Annotated in this window: 16 protein-coding genes and 1 pseudogene; 4 read left to right on the forward strand and 13 right to left on the reverse strand. The window is 48.6% G+C overall.

Annotation, left to right across the window (positions count from 1 at the left end; all coding sequences use genetic code 11):
- Positions 1-8: 8 nt before the first annotated feature.
- Positions 9-689 (reverse strand): DUF2461 domain-containing protein, encoded by a 681-nt coding sequence (locus ACFS7Z_RS04515; RefSeq protein WP_377481571.1) that lies wholly within the window; start codon positions 687-689, stop codon positions 9-11.
- Between the two features lie 237 nt (positions 690-926).
- Between ACFS7Z_RS04515 and ACFS7Z_RS04520 the strand changes: the two genes are divergently transcribed.
- Positions 927-2,111: a L,D-transpeptidase family protein gene (locus tag ACFS7Z_RS04520; protein WP_377481574.1), complete on the forward strand. Its 1,185-nt coding sequence runs from the start codon at positions 927-929 to the stop codon at positions 2,109-2,111.
- Between the two features lie 31 nt (positions 2,112-2,142).
- Here ACFS7Z_RS04520 and ACFS7Z_RS04525 read toward each other — a convergent pair whose 3' ends face one another.
- The 9 genes from ACFS7Z_RS04525 to ACFS7Z_RS04565 form a co-directional block, all read right to left on the reverse strand.
- Complete coding sequence (locus tag ACFS7Z_RS04525) at positions 2,143-2,733, reverse strand: TIGR04282 family arsenosugar biosynthesis glycosyltransferase (protein ID WP_377481577.1); 591 nt, start codon at positions 2,731-2,733, stop codon at positions 2,143-2,145.
- A complete protein-coding gene (locus ACFS7Z_RS04530) occupies positions 2,730-3,242 on the reverse strand; it encodes a rhodanese-like domain-containing protein (protein WP_377481580.1) in 513 nt (170 codons plus the stop codon). Before ACFS7Z_RS04530 ends, ACFS7Z_RS04525 begins: the two co-directional genes overlap by 4 nt.
- A gap of 100 nt (positions 3,243-3,342) precedes the next feature.
- Positions 3,343-4,410 carry an arsenosugar biosynthesis radical SAM (seleno)protein ArsS gene (gene arsS / locus ACFS7Z_RS04535; RefSeq protein ID WP_377481583.1) on the reverse strand — a complete coding sequence of 356 codons (1,068 nt, stop codon included), beginning with the start codon at positions 4,408-4,410 and terminating at the stop codon, positions 3,343-3,345.
- Between the two features lie 3 nt (positions 4,411-4,413).
- Positions 4,414-4,749 carry an arsenosugar biosynthesis-associated peroxidase-like protein gene (locus ACFS7Z_RS04540; RefSeq protein ID WP_115564614.1) on the reverse strand — a complete coding sequence of 112 codons (336 nt, stop codon included), beginning with the start codon at positions 4,747-4,749 and terminating at the stop codon, positions 4,414-4,416.
- A gap of 194 nt (positions 4,750-4,943) precedes the next feature.
- Complete coding sequence (locus ACFS7Z_RS04545; RefSeq protein ID WP_377481586.1) at positions 4,944-5,666, reverse strand: TIGR04282 family arsenosugar biosynthesis glycosyltransferase; 723 nt, start codon at positions 5,664-5,666, stop codon at positions 4,944-4,946.
- Positions 5,667-5,838: 172 nt separating this feature from the next.
- The gene (locus ACFS7Z_RS04550; RefSeq protein ID WP_377481589.1) at positions 5,839-6,669 is read right to left on the reverse strand and encodes an anti-sigma factor; all 831 of its coding nucleotides are present in this window, start codon (positions 6,667-6,669) and stop codon (positions 5,839-5,841) included.
- On the reverse strand, positions 6,662-7,216 hold the full coding sequence (locus tag ACFS7Z_RS04555) for an RNA polymerase sigma factor (protein WP_377481592.1): 555 nt from the start codon (positions 7,214-7,216) through the stop codon (positions 6,662-6,664). Before ACFS7Z_RS04555 ends, ACFS7Z_RS04550 begins: the two co-directional genes overlap by 8 nt.
- Before the next feature lie 368 nt (positions 7,217-7,584).
- Entirely contained in the window at positions 7,585-8,349 is a 765-nt protein-coding gene (locus ACFS7Z_RS04560; protein WP_377481595.1) for a YdcF family protein, read from the reverse strand.
- A 156-nt stretch (positions 8,350-8,505) separates the two neighbouring features.
- Positions 8,506-8,727, reverse strand: a complete 222-nt coding sequence (locus tag ACFS7Z_RS04565; RefSeq protein ID WP_377481598.1) for a DUF2905 domain-containing protein — start codon at positions 8,725-8,727, stop codon at positions 8,506-8,508.
- A gap of 227 nt (positions 8,728-8,954) precedes the next feature.
- Between ACFS7Z_RS04565 and ACFS7Z_RS04570 the strand changes: the two genes are divergently transcribed.
- On the forward strand, positions 8,955-11,408 hold the full coding sequence (locus tag ACFS7Z_RS04570; protein WP_377481601.1) for a type IA DNA topoisomerase: 2,454 nt from the start codon (positions 8,955-8,957) through the stop codon (positions 11,406-11,408).
- A 118-nt stretch (positions 11,409-11,526) separates the two neighbouring features.
- On the opposite strand, the gene ACFS7Z_RS04575 is transcribed toward ACFS7Z_RS04570, so the two are convergent.
- On the reverse strand, positions 11,527-11,931 hold the full coding sequence (locus ACFS7Z_RS04575) for a hypothetical protein (protein ID WP_377481604.1): 405 nt from the start codon (positions 11,929-11,931) through the stop codon (positions 11,527-11,529).
- A gap of 516 nt (positions 11,932-12,447) precedes the next feature.
- Here ACFS7Z_RS04575 and ACFS7Z_RS04580 point away from each other — a divergent pair.
- Both ACFS7Z_RS04580 and ACFS7Z_RS04585 read left to right on the forward strand, forming a co-directional pair.
- The gene (locus tag ACFS7Z_RS04580; RefSeq protein ID WP_377481606.1) at positions 12,448-13,497 is read left to right on the forward strand and encodes an SWFGD domain-containing protein; all 1,050 of its coding nucleotides are present in this window, start codon (positions 12,448-12,450) and stop codon (positions 13,495-13,497) included.
- A gap of 221 nt (positions 13,498-13,718) precedes the next feature.
- Positions 13,719-14,330, forward strand: coding sequence for a porin family protein (locus tag ACFS7Z_RS04585; protein ID WP_377481609.1), 612 nt, complete (start codon positions 13,719-13,721; stop codon positions 14,328-14,330).
- Positions 14,331-14,407: 77 nt separating this feature from the next.
- On the opposite strand, the pseudogene ACFS7Z_RS04590 reads toward ACFS7Z_RS04585, so the two are convergent.
- Together ACFS7Z_RS04590 and ACFS7Z_RS04595 are read right to left on the reverse strand one after the other, a co-directional pair.
- Positions 14,408-14,950: pseudogene (locus ACFS7Z_RS04590) on the reverse strand (carbonic anhydrase).
- Positions 14,951-15,101: 151 nt separating this feature from the next.
- The gene (locus ACFS7Z_RS04595) at positions 15,102-16,667 is read right to left on the reverse strand and encodes a SulP family inorganic anion transporter (RefSeq protein WP_377481612.1); all 1,566 of its coding nucleotides are present in this window, start codon (positions 16,665-16,667) and stop codon (positions 15,102-15,104) included.
- Positions 16,668-16,800 lie beyond the last annotated feature (133 nt).

A 16,800-nucleotide genomic window follows, 5' to 3' on the forward strand; every position in this document is an offset into this window, starting at 1 on the left:
CACCCCGCCTACTCCTCCATATCCTGCAGCGGCTGCATCAGGAAATCGTTAAAGGGTTTCAGGTCCTGAAAAGCATCCAGCACCACCTGCATAAAGTTATCCTGCAGCACCACCTCATCTGGTATGGGCATTACAGCGTTCCAACTTTTATGGCGCAGGTAGCCTATAGCCGGATTCTCTTTGTCGTAGCCTTTGGGTGTGGTTTTAAGTTGCTCCCCCTGCAGCTCTCCAAAGTTTTTCTTGAAGCCTGATGCCTCCACGATGCTTTTGAAGGCGTCCAGGTTATAGTCTATCTCCTGCCGCACCGCCTTCAACTGGTCTGCCGGTGGCATCCAGAGCCCTCCGGCAACAAACGAATTGTTGTTGCCCGCCAGGTGCAGGTAGTAGCCGGGCAAAGTCGATTTCCTTCCGCCCTCTGCCACATAGGCTCCAAAATGGTCCTTGTAAGGTCTCTTGTCTTTCGAGAAACGTACATCGCGGTATATACGGAATACGAGGTCTTTTCCTTTTTGCCCTCTTGCTGCCGGCTCAAAGTGCTGCATCTCCTGCAGCAGCTCATCCAGAAAGCTGATGTAGTTTTTACGGGCAGTGTCATAACGGCCTTTATGCTCTGCAAACCATTCGCGGGTGTTATGCTCTGCCAGTTCTGCTAAAAAATGAAGGGTACTTTTTTGTATGATTGTTGACATGTGATGATGCTACATTTTCAGGAGCGCCGGATTTCGTTTCAGAAAAGCTGGCACATTGCATTTACTGATTACAACAGGTGCAGGTTCAGAGATAAACTGCTATGACCTGCGTTTGTTTAACAACGGAATTCATTTTGAAAGACTTACAAATCTCGCTTAATTTCTTCTAAAAAGCTGTTTTGTCCATAACTGAGTTGGTCGCGTATAGTTTAAGGTAAGCACCTGATCTTAGTTTCTATGGCGCGGTTTCTCTTCTTCTTGTCTTTATTTTTAGCAGCAGGGGCAGGATACGGGCAGGAGCAGCAGGTGGTACAACAGCCGCCTGCTTATAGCCGCACGCACCTGCTGCAGGCAATCAGCCAGTATAAAGCCATAACCGAGGCAGGAAAGTGGCACATTCTCCCGGACACATTGCTGCTGAGGCCCGGAGACAGTAGCCGGTTTGTGTTACAGCTTCAGGAGAACCTCCTGCTCACTGGTGATTTACCCCCTGCCTTATACAAACCTGCTGCATTTTCGGATACACTTGGTGGCCTATACACGCCAGCGATAACGGCAGCAGTCAGAAACTTCCAGCAACGGCACGGGCTAATGGCAGATGGAGTACTGGGGCCAATTACCATTGCAGCACTCAATGTACCACCTGCCTACCGCCTCTGGCAGTTGCAGCAAAACCTCTTCCGCCGGGACACTGCTTTTGCTGACCTTACGCAGCCCTATGTTATCATCAACCTTCCGGATTATACCCTGCAGGTTATAGACAGCAACAGAACAGTGCTTCAGATGCGCGTAATTGTTGGGAAGCCTGAACTGGAAACTTTTCCTGTGAGAAGTGAGCTGACCACGGTGGTCCTGCACCCTTACTGGTACCTTCCCACTTCCATAGCTGTTGAGGAAATAGTGCCCCTGCTCCGGAGAAACCCAGGCTACCTCGCCAGTAAAAGGATGAAGCTGGAAAGGCTTTCTGGTGACCGTTGGGCGCGGGTAAACCCATGGCGCGTGAACTGGCATAACATCAACAGCTCTAATTTTAACTACCGGATTGTTCAGCTACAGGGAAGCGACAATGAACTGGGGCAGGTGAAATTTCCCTTCCCGAACATCCTGCCGCAGTACCTGCACGATACTCCTGACAAGGCATATTTTGATTACCCCCACCGTGCCTTGAGCCACGGCTGCATCCGGCTGGAGAAACCGGTTGAATTCGCTTACTATCTGCTGGAAAGAGGCTCCGGCTATACGACAGAAAAAGTTGACCGGCTCTGGAAGAAGTTTAAGCCAAACCACTACCTGGCCGTGCACGAGCCATTGCCGCTGCTTATTGTGTACCTCACAGCCTGGGCCAATGCGGACATGCAGGTGCAGTTCCGAGACGATATATACGGCTATGATGTGCTGCCTCCTCTGACGCAGGAGAAATAAAGAAGAGAGATAAGGTTGCTGTATACTTACTTTAAAGTGTTGCCTCCAGGTCTTCCACGTAATCTACATCCGAGAGGCGCGGAAGCAAGGTGTATGACAGCCTGAGGTTGTGAATATCGTGTACGGTAGCAGGAAAAACATCCGCTGTGCTCCAGCGTTTGTTCCGGAAGAGCTCCGGGTGCAGTCGGTTCATGCCCAGCAGGTAATAGCCGCCATCCAGCGCAGGTCCAATTACCACATCATGCTCCTCGAGTTCCCGGTACGCCTGCAAAATAATGTCTGGAGTTAGCTGCAGGCAATCACTGCCGATAATCACGACGGAGGTATAGCCCTCTGAAAAGGCAGCGGCAAAAGCATCGGCCATTTTTTCACCTAAGTCACCCGCTGGTTGCACCCGCTTGTGGTACTGCTCATTCGGCCACAGGTCGTTGGTGTCTAGGGCCTCAGAATAGTATACCAGTTTCTGCACGGGCAGTTCCTTTGTTATGCTATAAGTGTGCTGAAGCAACTGCAGGTAGATTTCCAGCGCCTTCTCCGGCCCAACGGCTGCTGCCAGGCGGGTTTTTACTTTGCCCAGCTCCGGATTGCGCACAAACAGCATCAGCAATTGTTTATCATTCATATACTTTCTCCCCCTTTCTGCAGCCATACTCCCCATGTGCTGGAGTAAGCGTGTATCTGGTTTGTTTTGCCTTTTTTGTTGTATACCGGGTATCCCTGGTTTATCCATTCAAAAATGCCTCCATACAGGTTTTTCACATTATGGTAACCTGCTTGCTGCAGTTGCTCCCCTATCCGCTCACTGCGGTAGCCAACGGAGCAGTAAAGGATGATGGGTGTATCTTTCGGCACGTCCTTCAGCTGGGAAACATGGAAGTCATCGTAGGCAATAAACCAGGAATCGCTTAAATGGCTCACCTTATACTCTTGCAAACTGCGTGTGTCCAGTAGTAAGGGTTTGTATTTCACACGCTGCAACAGCCCTAGCAGTTCTGTAGGACTTAGTTGAGGCACTGAATAATTGTACATGCCTTTCAGCATCAAGGCATAGGCGCTATCAGTCGTTTGCCCGAATGCCTTCAATACCACCAGCCACACCATAGCCGACGCTACATACAGTTTCTTTTTCAAATCAGCTGTTTCTGCTACCTGGTGTTATTTTAAACGTTTTCTGATGCGCTAAAAGCTGCTGTACTCATCCTCTCGAAAAAGGATTAGCGATCAAAATCACCTACTTTACTGTTTCGCCCCCGCAGCTGGATCCGGCTCCTGCAGTGCAGCCGTAACAATGCTGGTTCAGCACAATATTACGGCCATCCAAAACTGCTGCGTCGAAATCGCGGATATGGCGGGGAGAGTTCTGCTCCACTTTCAGCTCCAGCATCTGGTTGAAATCGCAGTCGTAGAGGTAGCCGTTCCAACCTACAGAAATGGTATTGCGGCACATTACGCCCGCTGCAGCCACAGGATTAAAGGCATTCACCAGCTTCTCCATGTAGCCATCGTAGTTGCCGCTTTGCACCAGGTAATCGAGGAAGCGGCTAACGGGCAGGTTTGTGATGCAAAAGAGATTGTGAAATGCAATGTTATAGCCCTTGCTTAGCCTGCGCTTGAACTCCGCCTCCAGCGAGGCTTGGGCACTTGGCATAAAGGCTCCTGACGGATTGTAAACCAGGTCCAGGTGCAAGTTGCTGCATTCGAGGCCATACCCTACTTCGTTGAGCATCTGCAAAGCTTTTATTGATTTTTCGAACACCCCGTCACCCCGCTGTGCATCAGTGCGCGAAGCCTGGAAATATGGCAGGGAAGACACCACGTGCACCCCATGTTTTCTGAAGAACTCCGGCAGGTCGTGGTACTTTTTGTTTGCCAGAATAATGGTAAGGTTGCAGCGCACCATCACCTGCCGTCCAAGCTTCGAGAGTTCCTCTACAAACCAGCGGAAGTCCGGGTTCATCTCTGGTGCTCCGCCTGTTAGGTCTACGGTAGCAATTTGTGGAGAGCGCTGCAGCGCATCCAGGCACAGCTGCATGGTTTCGCGCGTCATTATCTCTTTGCGGTCAGGGCCGGCGTCCACATGGCAGTGTTTGCAGGTCTGGTTACACATCTTCCCCATGTTTACCTGCAGAATAGTGGTGCCTGTTGGCTTCAGGGGGTAAAGGTCGTGCTCCTGCAGGCGCCGCGCAAAAGCCGGAAACTGCTCCCCGTGCTGTGTGGGCGCCTGCAGCACATTTAACTGAAAAGAAGAGTCAGACAGCTCGTGCTGCCGCCCTTTTAATGACTTTACTGTAGATCCCATTGGCTACATGGATAACTCTTTGATCTTGTTCATCATCTGCACGCCGTGTACCAATGCTGCGCCGCCTTTTATGGCTGCAGCCACATGCACCGCCTCCATCATTTGATTCTCATCGGCTCCTTTCTCCAAACAATCTGTGCTGTAGGCATCAATGCAGTAAGGGCACTGCACGGCATGCGACACAGCCAGCGCTATCAGCGCCTTCTCACGCTCTGTTAAGGCACCTTCTTTGAAGACTTCGCCATAATAGTCGAAGAACTTGCGCCCCATTTCTGGCTGCAGTTCTGAGATGTTGCCAAACTTTGATAAGTCAGCCGGGTTGTAGTATGTCTTATCCATGGTTATTGAATTTATGTAGTGTAATATATAGTGATAACAAGGAGGCAGCGAAAGATAGCTCCTGCCTTTTAGCTTTCTATTTTTTGAAAAGTAGAAACAAATACGTTTCGCCTCGTGCTACCCTAGCTGCAAGGTAAACGTGTTTACAGCAGCAACCTGTGAGCTACTGCATTGTTCAGAATAAAAAAGAGAATTTATAGCGGCTGAAATGGCGGTGCCCGCAACAGCAGGTCATTTCTGTATTTATCTCGTGGCTCCAGTATAAAGCCACGAAGTGCATGTGCCCGCGCTATGCTTTTTGATAGTATAGAAAGGATGAGTATTCTCAGCCTGTTCAGGATTGGAAGTTTTTGTAAAATAATACCCAGATCTTCGTAGGTGTCGATGTCCGCTTTCTCCTGCAACAGCTCAAAAGCGTTCAGGCGCACCTCCTGCCGGTAAGAATACATCGTGAGTTCCTGCATGACCTGCTCCGTCTGCCAGTTCAGCATACCAAAGGCTTCCGGATCAAAAGCTTCAATGTGCATGCCAATCAGATAAGCACCACCGTCAGCGGCTGGCCCAATGACCATACTCTGCCCCTGCAGGGCATACTTGGCTTTCAGCAGGTCGGCCGGAGTGAGGGCCGGGCAATCGCTTCCCACACAAATCACCCGCTGGTACCCCGCCTGAAAGACATCCTGAAACGCATTGGCCAAACGCTCGCCGAAGGTTCTCCCCTTTTGCTGGTTTGTGAAAACAGTAAAAAAAGGAATCCCTGACTTTTTGATTGTCTTTAGCGTGTGCCTGAGCAGGGCACCGGCAATTCTTTTGTTTGCCTGCGCGCTGTGGCACGAAGAAAAAGTTTTAGACTTTACTTCATGTTCCGCTGCATGTGCAAACAGAAGGATAGCGGTATCGGTGGGTGCAGTAAACAACAGTTGCTCTTCTTTGCTTATGCTTTACCTGCTCCACGGCATTTTGTTGCGATTTTCATAAAAGCAGCCAAATTCTTTCTCAAATAAAGATAATAAGTTCAGAATTCACGAGTTGAGTTTTGTCCTGCTCCAGAGAGTTCAAATGATTTTATGATTTATCTATGTAAAGGAATCAGGACTTCACCTCTCCCATTACATAGAGTTGCTCCAGCGTTGGATTTACGCTGCCTCCGGCTGGTTCAAGTGTTATGGCAAAAGCCTGTGCGGCACCTATCTCTTTCATCTGCTGCATCGAAAGCTGGTTGTTTTTCAGGTTGATCAGACCTGCGTCGATGGGCTTACCATCCAGCATGGCCCACAGCTGGTACTGTTTCCCGGCAGGGGGCGCTGGTAACTGAACAGCATCTACATATACCTCCCGCTGCTCCGGGTTCCAGTATACCAGCACATTTGCTTCAGGGTGTGCCTCCACTCCCTGCAGCCTGACAGACTGAAAACTTTCGTCCCGGAGCACACGCAGGACCTGTTCCTGTTGCTCCAGGCGGTAAGAGGTAGTCTGAAAATTCTGCGCGAGCGTTTGCTGGGAAACCAAGGCCTGCGCCAGCTTTTCCTCTGCCTCCTGCCAGTTCTGGTAAAAGCGAATGCTCATGAAGCCCGACAAAAGAAACAGGGCGATGCTTGCGGCAAACATCCATTTATAGGCAGAACCCTCGCGCTCATCCTCCACAGGGTAAAGCGGCCGGAAAGACTGCTCTTCTCCTGCTGCGGCAGGAGTATGGGGTACAATTGTATCAAGCACCCTCGCCTTTAAGGCAGGAGACGGCTGTACAGCATGCAAAGTGGCATATTGCTCCATCACAGCACAGGCTTCATCCAGCGCAGTGCGCACGGCCGGTGAGTTGGCAGCCATTCGCTCCACATCCAGTCGCTCCTCCTCATTTAGTGCACCTGCAGCATATAGTTCCAGCACTCCGGACGCTATGTAAACATCTTCGCTATTCACGTCCTTTAAACAGTTTTCCTAGTGTTTTGATAGCACTTCTCGCTCTTGTCTTTACAGTGCCTAATGGGATATTGAACTCCTCCGCAATTTCACTTTGCGTCAGACCCTCAAAGTACATCAGGTCGATGATCTGCTTCTGATCCGGGTTTAGCTTTTCAGTTACTTCCCGCAAGCCAATGTGCTCCGGCTTAAATCCATCAGAGCCGTAAGTTGCGCGGAGCGAGGCAGGCATTTCATTTGTCTTCTGACTTACGCGGTACTGCTTGGAGCGGATTTTATCGATGGCAAGATTTCTACAGATGTTGATCATCCAGGTAAAAAGGCGGCCTTTAGAGGAATCATAACTCTGGAAAGAGCTCCAGATCTTCACAAATGCCTCCTGAAGCACATCTTCAGCTGTTTCCTCTTCTTTTACTATCTGCAAAACCACCCCGAATAACGTGGGGCTGTACATGTCATACAGCACTGACACAGCAGCGGTATCCTGCGATCGGAGACGGGCTACCAGTTCCTCCTCCGTAATTTTGTGGGTTGGTTGGTTTTGCAATGTCTTATAAATAGGGCGCTGCCTGGGGTAATCAGGTGCTTGAATGTAAAGAATATTTCGGAAAACTTATCTTTTAACTATTCCTGACCTAAAAGGTTTCTGCTGCAGCAAATCATAATACAAGGCAACAGCTTGGTGTTCTGACACAGATGGAGGTTGGTTGACTGCCTGGGTGTAGTTAAACCTGAAGAGAGAAAGACCTGTGCACTTTCTGAAATATCCGGCTGAGTCAGAAGCTTAGTACTGAACCACTTGTAATTTATTGAAATGGAATGTCTTATCTCACTGTTACTCAATTCTTGACTAATACACCAACATTAGTAGCTAAATCTGGATTCAGTACTCATTCTCAAATTTTAGTACGTTCGCTAACAATATCCCAGAATCTTATACACCACAAAACCAGTTATCTCGTGTATAAGCAGGTGCCAGTTGCTGAAGGCGGAGATACTGGGTATAATGATTTCGTCAGGCGTAAGGCGTCGCTCTGAGGCATAGAAGTCGGTGCTAAAGGGGGTGGTATGTACACCTGCCTTTTCAAAGCAGCCAACTGAGCGGCGCATATGAAAGGCAGAAGTAACGAGCAACAAGTCTTGCCATTCCGGGTGCTGCTCTAAGAGCCCGGCTGTATTGACAGCATTTTCATGCGTGTTCCGGCTGTTGCCTTCCGTCAGTATATCCTCTTCCGGGACACCAGCCATGAGCAGGACTTTCTCCACCTGCTCTGCCTCCGGCACAAACCCAGCCAACACGCGCCCGCTACCACCTGTAACCAGAAACTTTTCCACCTTGCCCATGCGGTAAAGCTGCAGCGGGTGCAGGAAGCGGTCTGCTCCTTTGTGGGTATGGATCCTGTCCGGGATATCTTCTCTGAAAGCCGTTACGCCTGTCAGGATAACCGCAACATCATACTGTTCCAGTTGGTTTACCGGGGTTGCCTCCACCTCCCACGCCCGCCAGGCTTCATTTGCCAGAAAAGGGTTAGAGAATATAAAAAGTATGGCCAGCGCTGCGAACAGGCTGATGCGCCTCCACTTCAAAGATTTCAGGAACACCGCCAGCAGCAGAAGGACCAGCACCCATATAAAAGGCATCAGGAAAAAATGGAGTGTTTTGGAAAGGATGAAAAACATTGCCCTGCGAATTTTAAAGAAAAGCCAAAGCAACAGACAACCCTCGCCGACCGTCAGGAGGACGAGCAGACCTTTATGGAGTCTTTGTTTATAAAATGGATAATCCTTTGGCCGTGGCAATTTAGGCATTATGCTCAAAGCATAAAAAGCATCCCGCTAAAAGAATTTTCGGAAAAGCCACATAAGGAGCGAGAAAAGAATGCTCAGCAGGATCATACTGGTGATGGGCGCAAAGAAGCGCATGTTCTTCCGCTCCACGCGTATATCGCCGGGTAAATGACCGAACCAGCTGAACTTGTCTCCTGCCATCCACACCACCAGCCCAACCAGCACCAGTATTACGCCAAGTATAACGATTGTCTTTCCTATCGGCTGCATCTTTTATTTCAGGTTGATGTAGTTCAGATAACTGTTGAGCAGGATTTCTTTCCCTTCTCACCTTACACTACCTCCTGTTCTGCCTGAATGTTTCGGCTATCCTGTGCACGCACTTTAAAGTAGCTGAAACAAATGATATGGCAGCATATTATAGCTGCTGCGCCTCGTATATAAGCCCCAAAAGTCGTAAATTTGATTTCTGTAGGAAAAACTAAATTCTGAATTACTTGAAAGTTTGCATTGCTGAGAAACCGAGTGTAGCCCGTGAGATAGCCATGGTAATAGGCGCCAAATCGAAGAAGGACGGCTATTATGAAGGCAACGGCTATCAGGTAACCTGGACCTTCGGCCACTTCTGCACCCTGCGCGAGCCAGACGATTACCGCCCCGAGTGGAAGCGCTGGAGCATGTATGACCTGCCCATGCTGCCCGAGCGCTACGGCATCAAGCTAATGAAGGACAGTGGGGTTCAGAAGCAGTTCAGTATCATTAAAAAGCTGCTTGAAAAAGCCGATGAGGTGATAAACTGCGGCGATGCGGGCCAGGAAGGAGAAGTAATACAGCGCTGGGTATTAACGGAGGCAAATTACCGCAAACCCTTCAAGCGCCTCTGGATTTCGTCGCTCACCGAGGACGCCATACGGCAGGGCTTTGCGAAGCTGCGGGAGGGTTCTGAGTTCGACTCGCTCTACCAGGCAGGTAAAAGCCGCGCCATCGGCGACTGGCTGCTAGGCCTGAATGCCACCCGCCTCTTTACCCTGAAATATGCGAACGGCAGCCGCCAGACGCTGTCCATTGGCAGGGTGCAGACACCAACGCTGGCCATGCTGGTAAACCGCCACCACGAAATTGCTAACTTTGTACCGCAGCCCTATTGGGAGCTCAAGACAATTTACCGCGACACCACCTTCTCCAGCACCAACGGCCGCTTTCAGAAAGAGGAAGAGGCGCAGAAGATACTGGATGCCATCAGGCAGGAGGAGCTGACGATAACGGATGTTGAGATAAAGAAAGGCACGGAGTCGCCGCCGAGGCTATTCGACCTGACCTCCCTGCAGATTGAGTGCAACAACAAGCTGAGCCTTTCTGCTGACGAGACGCTGAAGACAGTGCAGAGCCTGTACGAGAAAAAGGTAGTGTCCTACCCTCGTGTAGACACGACTTTCCTGCCCGATGATATTTACCCGAAGATACCCGGTATCCTGCAGGGCCTGAGCAATTACAGCCAGGAGGTGGCACCGCTGCTGCAAAGCAAAATCCGGAAAACGAAGAAGGTATTCAATAACAACAAAGTCACCGACCACCACGCCATCATACCGACCGGCGCAGCGGCAGGCAGCTTATATGGCCGCGAGGCAGATGTGTACGACATCATCACGCGCCGTTTCATCGCCGCTTTTTACCCCGACTGTATTGTGAGCAACACCACGGTAATGGCCGAATCAGCAGGCTATACCTTTAGGGTGCGGGGCAAGCAGATACTGGAACCGGGCTGGCGCGTGCTGTATGGAGCCGACGACGTAAAATCTTCTGATGCACCTACTGGCAAAGAAGGCGAAAACAAAGAAGAAGAGGAGGCCGCCGGTGTGCTGCCAAACTTTGAAAAGGGAGAACACGGCCCGCACGAGCCGCTGCTGGACAAGAAGATGACGAGCCCACCAAAAGAATATACCGAGGCGACGCTGTTACGCGCCATGGAAACAGCCGGCCGGCAGGTAGAAGACGATGAACTGAAAGAGGCGCTGAAGGAAAACGGCATCGGCCGCCCCTCCACGCGGGCCGCCATCATCGAAACCCTCTATAAGCGCCTGTACATCCGAAAAGAAAAAAAGAAGATTGTGCCTACGCAGATGGGTATCGACCTGATTGGTGTTATCCGGAACCAGACGCTGAAATCGGCGGAGATGACGGGGCAGTGGGAACGCAAACTGCGCCAGATTGAAGGAGGAGAATTCAAGGCAGAGGCTTTCCTGCAGGAGCTACAGGACTTTGTTATCAGCCTGGTGCAGGAGGTAAAGTACGACCATGCCGCCACTGTGACTCTGGAGCCGCAGCAGGAAGACACGAAGCAGGCGAAGCCCCAGAAAAAGGCTTCCACTGCACCAAAGCCAGCAAAGGAGACGGCTACAGTCGCCTGGCTTGGCTCCTGCCCTGCCTGCAAAGAAGGCCACATACTCAAGGGCTCTAAAGCGTACGGCTGCATCCGTTACAAGGAAGGCTGCCGCTTTCTGATCCCAATTGAGCAGCAAGGCAGGGAGCTTACTGAAAAGCAGGTACAAGCCTTACTCAGCAAAGGCAAAACACCTACTATAAAGGGTTTCAAAGATGAATTGGGTGAAAGCTTTGATGCAGTTGTCAGGCTTGGCAGGGAAAACCAACTGGTACTGGAGAAAGTAGAGAAAGCGCCTGCTGCAGATCCTTTCGACCAGTGTCCGCGCTGCAAGCAAGGCAAGCTGCTGAAAGGCAATACCGCCTATGGCTGCAGCCGTTTTCGGGAAGGATGCCGGTTCCTGGTGCCGTTTGAGATGGGCGGCAGGCAATTAACGGACAAGCAAATTGCCGCACTTGTTCTTAAAGGCAAAACGCCGAAGATTAAAGGCTTCATCTCTGAAAAAACAGGTGAGCCTTTCGATGCCGCTTTAAAACTGAATGATCAATGGCAGGTGGTCTACCAGTTTTAACCAAGCCTGATTGGTTCTCTACACAAGCGCGAACATTATTCTAAAACCGCACTTATATAAACAAAGAGCGGCCACTGTTATGCTACAGTGGCCGCTCTTTGTTTGTCTTTCCCTATATTTATTTAACAACAGTAAACTGCACTTCTTTTTCTGACAAGTTCGTGCGCATGTCTTTGGCGCTGATCTTCAAGGTATAGGTACCGGGCACGATGCCTTGCAGGGACACCAGGGTATCAAACTCCACCACAGATTTGTTAGGCTTTTTGCTGAAATCAATCAGAGGCTTCTCACCACTGGCGCCTAAAACCTGGAAGTCTAATTTGTCTACTTTATCCTTATCCACTACGGTTACATACACCTGTAAACCTTGAGAGGCTGTAACGGTTGGGTTCTTCGTCGGGCTATTCACCTTTACGCTCGGAACAGATCCATCTGGCTCCAGGCTATTGTCCTCAAACACATCCTCACATGCTGTAAGTAAGCATAGCGCTGCCATAGAGGCGAGCATTGATCTTAATTTCATAATATTGGCTAAAAGTTATAAAGACCACCTCTAGAGGCAGTATAAATTTGTACTTCTCTGACTTTATCCTCCAGCGGCACCCTTACCAGAAGCATGATGCAAATTTAGAAACAATGTTTACAAGTCAAAGATTCCTTTCATAAAAATTTATAATTTACAATATACTATATTAAAGACCTGCACCTGCAAATACATCTTTACAGCATTGCACATCAACTAAATAAAAAGGAAGACTTTTGCTATAACGAGTTGGCTCTTCTAAAAATTATAAATTAAAGTACAATCACTTAATTTTTTATTTGCACCCCTTTATTAATCTGGTTCAAGCAGAAATTGCACAGAAAGTAAGATTAGAATTCAACTCAAATACATAAAGAAACCACTACAGCTTTACATCTGGAATAGCACCCGTTTTATAACTTTAAGAGTTTATAACCGTAAAAAAATAGAGAGAATGTTGCCTTTAACAGCATTCTACATGTGAAAATAATCTTTTAACTAAAAACTATTAGAACTATGACAAGCTATGAAAATTCAGGAGGCTATAGAACTCAAGGCAATAACCCATATAACAGCAATGACAGAGGACAGACAGGAGGATATGATAGAAATATCTATTCCGGTGACTTTGGTCCAGCAGACAGAGAAAGAAGAAATGCACGCTTAGGTAACAGCGGCTCAGGCCGTAACAATTTTTCTAACTCAGGCTACAGCAATTCTTCATCCGACTTCGGCCGTTCACGAGGAGAATACCAGAATTCTGACGACAACTATAACTATGGCTCTACGAGAAACCGTTATGGTAACGACAGAGACAATTATAGTTCCGGTTTCGGCAGCAGTTCTTACGGCTCATCTAACCGCTACGGCAATGACAGAAACCGTAATGACAACGACAACAGTTGGGGTGACCAGTTAGAAAATACCTGGGAGAGAACAAAAAACAAAGCATCTAATGCTTGGGACAGAGCAACAAACGATAACGACAATGATAACTACAGAAACCGTAACTATGGTTCTTCTGGAGGATACAGCTCTGGTTCAAGCTACTCAGGCCGCTATGGTGCTGATAATGATTATGGGTCATCTAATTACCGTTCCGGTTCTTCGAGCAACTACGGATCGGGTACCTATGGTTCAGGTTCTTTAGGCTCAGGCTCTACCGGCTACGGCTCAGGTTCCTCTTTGGGTAACACCCCTAATTATGGTAGTTCAACCTACGGCACAGGGTATACCACCTCTAACTACGGATCATCTTATGGTTCTTCCGACAGGGACCGTTATTCATCCTCTGATAGAAACCGTTACTCTTCTGACTACGATAGAAGCAGCTACGGTAGAAACAGAGACAATGACGAGGACCGTGGATTCTTTGACAAGGCCACTGAAAAAGTAAAGTCTTGGTTTGGTGATGATGACGACAACCGCGGCAGACACTCGAACGACAGCCGTTATGGTAGCCGCGACTACGACAACGACAGATATGGGAGTCGGTCAACAGGAAACTCCTATAGCGGACCTCCCTACTCTTACGGATCATCTTCGAGAAGAGACTACGAGTGGTAGAAACTCCTATAAGAGGCCCTATGCTAACCGCTAACTATGGTAGTACTACCTGAGAATAGTGGATGAATCTCCACTGAAAACCCCGCTGCTATTTGCAGCGGGGTTTTTATTTTATACTAAACTTAAGGTTCTATTCCTATATTTACAGGCCACTATACTGCTTTATACGTGTTTCAGGACAGAGTTAAATTCAACCTTATTAAACAACAAGAACGACCGAAATGAAGAAGAAAATGATGCTGCTTTTGGTTCTGGCTTTTGCTACTACCACAGGATTCACCCAAAGCCTCGGCGTAAAAGCAGGTGCAACGTACACCACTTTTAAAGGGAATGATGCACAGGACTATGAGTACCGTTTTGGTTACACGGCAGGACTAGTACTTCAGCGGCATATCACAGACCTAATAGGTGTTCAGGTAGAGGCGCTGTATACAGCGAAGGGTGCTAAGATAGAGGGCAATTCCGGCAACACTGAAGTACAGGAGTCTTTCCGCCTGAACTACATCGATGTGCCCGTCCTGTTTCACGTATCTGCCAGCGGCTTGTTTTTTGACTTGGGACCGCAGGTGTCCTTTATTTCAAGTGCAAGCCAAGTGCGGGAGGTTACATCCGGCAGCACGACCACTTCCTATAAAACAGACATCACAGACCAACCCTATACCATAGATTTTGGTTATGTAGCGGGTATCGGTTACCGCGCAGACAATGGAATTGGCCTGGAGGTAAGGTACAATGGCGGCTTAAAAAATATTGATGATGAAGGATCCTTTGCCGGCAAGGAGCGCCGTAACTCCGGTTTTAGCTTAATGCTGAGCTATTTCCTTGGCCATTAATATTTATAATAAAACTATAAAAGAAGAGGCCCCTGTTATGCAGGGGCCTCTTCTTTTATAGCTGAGTTTTGAAAGTCTTATGAAACTTTCTGTTCCACAGTTTCATCCTTCACATTGTGGATGTGTTCATAACGCTCAAAAGAGTTTACGTTCACATTCAGGTCTTTCAGCAGGCCTTCTCTGATATCGTAAACCAGCCCATGAAGCCTCGGTGGAGTATCTGTTTGCATGACATTCTGGATGATGGAGGTTTTGGACAGGTTGTGTACCTGTTCCATCACATTCAGTTCCACAAGGCGGCGCAGGCGCAGTTCCTCTTCATCGATAGACAATAACTCCTGTTCGTGCAGACGCATAACATCCTTAATATTGCGCAGCCAGTTGTCTATCAGTCCAAACTGCCTGTTGCTGGCCGCAGCCACGCCGCCACAGCCATAGTGGCCACACACAATAACATCTCTCACCTTCAGTACCTATACCGCATACTGCAGCACCGACAACAGGTTGATGTCTGAATGCACCAACATGTTAGCAATGTTCCGGTGCACGAACATCTCGCTCTGACCTGTGCCTAATATCTCGTTTGCCGGCACGCGGCTATCGGAACAACCAATAAACAACAGGTAGCGCGGCTCCTGCCCTTTCGCCAGGTTCTTGAAGTATTCACTGTCCTGAGCCAGCTTATCAGCAACCTATTTTTTATTGTCCTCAAATATTTTTTCTATTCTTATAAAAGTTTAAAGCAACAAACTCAATTTTTTCTGTGCAGACTTAGTGCATCTCCAGTACGCTCACCTCTTTAATATTGAGCACCTCAACTGTGATGTCGCGCTCATGCGCTGTCTTTTTAAACTCCTGGATTGCCTCCAGCACATCATAGTCAATATATTCCGTGTTCTCACCGTCAATAATAACGTGGCTGTCTGAAGGTAGTTGGTCCAGTGTCATGATAATGCTGGCCTTGTTCAGGAAAGACACATGCTCGCTTAACCGGATGCGGATGATATGACGGTTGGCAGATTCTTCTTTGTGGAAGAAGTAAGGAGAATTGTAGTTCGCCTTCAGAATATAAAACACGCCTACCGCCAGGCCAATACAGATACCTATCAGAAGGTCGGTGAAAAGAATGGCAACGATGGTCACAATAAACGGTATGAACTGCTCATGCCCCAGTTTGAACTGCCCTTTGTACAAGGCTGGTTTGGTAAGCTTAAATCCTACCATCAGCAGCACAGCGGCAAGGGCAGAGAGTGGTATGTGGTTAAGAAACGTTGCAAGGAAAAACACAGACAAAGCAAGGAACACCCCATGTACAAAGGCTGCAACCCTTGTCTGGCCACCAGAGGCAACGTTCGCCGAGCTACGCACAATCACAGCAGTCATCGGCAAACCACCCAGCATACCAGCCACAATATTACCAACGCCTTGTGCTTTCAGCTCACGGTTGGTATCGCTTCGGCGCTTATGTGGGTCCAGTTTGTCCACAGCTTCGACGCTCAGCAACGTTTCGAGGCTGGCAACAATGCCTATTGTAAAAGCCACTATGTACACATCAAGATTTCCGAATGCACCAAAGTCTGGCAGCATCAGCACGTTCCCAAGCTCCTGCATGTTACCGATAACCGGTATACTCACCAAGTGCGAGTCTGCAATGGTAAGCTGTGGGAAGTAATTTGCAAAAAGGAAATTCAGGGCAATGGAAAGTAACACCACAATAAGGGCGCCTGGCACTAGCTTAAAGAACTTATAGCGCTTGAGTTTTTGGTTATCCCAGGCTATCAGGATGATGAGGGACACGATACCCACAATCAGGGCCCCTAGCTGTACCGAAGAGAAAGCATACCCTATTTCAGAGAAGGTATTGCGCCCATCCGGCTGGAAGAACTCCATATCTCCAAAGAAGTCTTCGTCAGCACCCATAAAATGGGGAATCTGCTTGAGGATCAGGATCAGTCCGATAGCGGCAAGCATCCCCCTGATAACGGAGGAAGGAAAGTAAAGTCCAATTACCCCTGCTTTCACAAACCCGAGCACCAACTGCAGAATACCCGCTATTACTACTGCCAGCAAAAAAGCCTCAAACGTGCCCAAGGTTTCAAGCCCGTTGAGTACTATTACAGTCAGACCGGCAGCGGGCCCACTAACGCTCAATTGAGAACCACTCAGCCAAGCCACTACAAGGCCACCAACTATACCGGTAATCAGGCCGGAAAAAAGCGGAGCCCCTGACGCAAGGGCTATACCCAGGCAAAGCGGGAGGGCAACAAGAAACACAACCAGGCCCGCGGGTATGTCTTTTCCTAAATTTCCTGTTAAACTGTTCGGATTTTCTCTCATTTTAATCTCAGTGATTCTTTCTAAATTCTTTGTGTCAGAAGCGGGAGCACAAGGCGTATCTCTCCAATCGAACTGCAAAGGTACAGCCGCCTTATTAAGCTGAAATTAAAGGGAGATTAAAATGAGATTAAAA

This window comes from Pontibacter toksunensis (assembly GCF_042686245.1).
Taxonomy (GTDB): domain Bacteria; phylum Bacteroidota; class Bacteroidia; order Cytophagales; family Hymenobacteraceae; genus Pontibacter; species Pontibacter toksunensis.

Bases quoted from the DNA above. Each gene is read 5' to 3' on its own strand.
- ACFS7Z_RS04540 (WP_115564614.1), bottom strand. From the start codon at position 4,749: ATGGATAAGACATACTACAACCCGGCTGACTTATCAAAGTTTGGCAAC.
- arsS (WP_377481583.1), bottom strand. From the start codon at position 4,410: ATGGGATCTACAGTAAAGTCATTAAAAGGGCGGCAGCACGAGCTGTCT.
- ACFS7Z_RS04575 (WP_377481604.1), bottom strand. From the start codon at position 11,931: ATGAAATTAAGATCAATGCTCGCCTCTATGGCAGCGCTATGCTTACTT.
- ACFS7Z_RS04595 (WP_377481612.1), bottom strand. From the start codon at position 16,667: ATGAGAGAAAATCCGAACAGTTTAACAGGAAATTTAGGAAAAGACATA.
- ACFS7Z_RS04515 (WP_377481571.1), bottom strand. From the start codon at position 689: ATGTCAACAATCATACAAAAAAGTACCCTTCATTTTTTAGCAGAACTG.
- ACFS7Z_RS04520 (WP_377481574.1), top strand. From the start codon at position 927: ATGGCGCGGTTTCTCTTCTTCTTGTCTTTATTTTTAGCAGCAGGGGCA.
- ACFS7Z_RS04525 (WP_377481577.1), bottom strand. From the start codon at position 2,733: ATGAATGATAAACAATTGCTGATGCTGTTTGTGCGCAATCCGGAGCTG.
- ACFS7Z_RS04565 (WP_377481598.1), bottom strand. From the start codon at position 8,727: ATGCAGCCGATAGGAAAGACAATCGTTATACTTGGCGTAATACTGGTG.
- ACFS7Z_RS04580 (WP_377481606.1), top strand. From the start codon at position 12,448: ATGACAAGCTATGAAAATTCAGGAGGCTATAGAACTCAAGGCAATAAC.
- ACFS7Z_RS04560 (WP_377481595.1), bottom strand. From the start codon at position 8,349: ATGTTTTTCATCCTTTCCAAAACACTCCATTTTTTCCTGATGCCTTTT.
- ACFS7Z_RS04585 (WP_377481609.1), top strand. From the start codon at position 13,719: ATGAAGAAGAAAATGATGCTGCTTTTGGTTCTGGCTTTTGCTACTACC.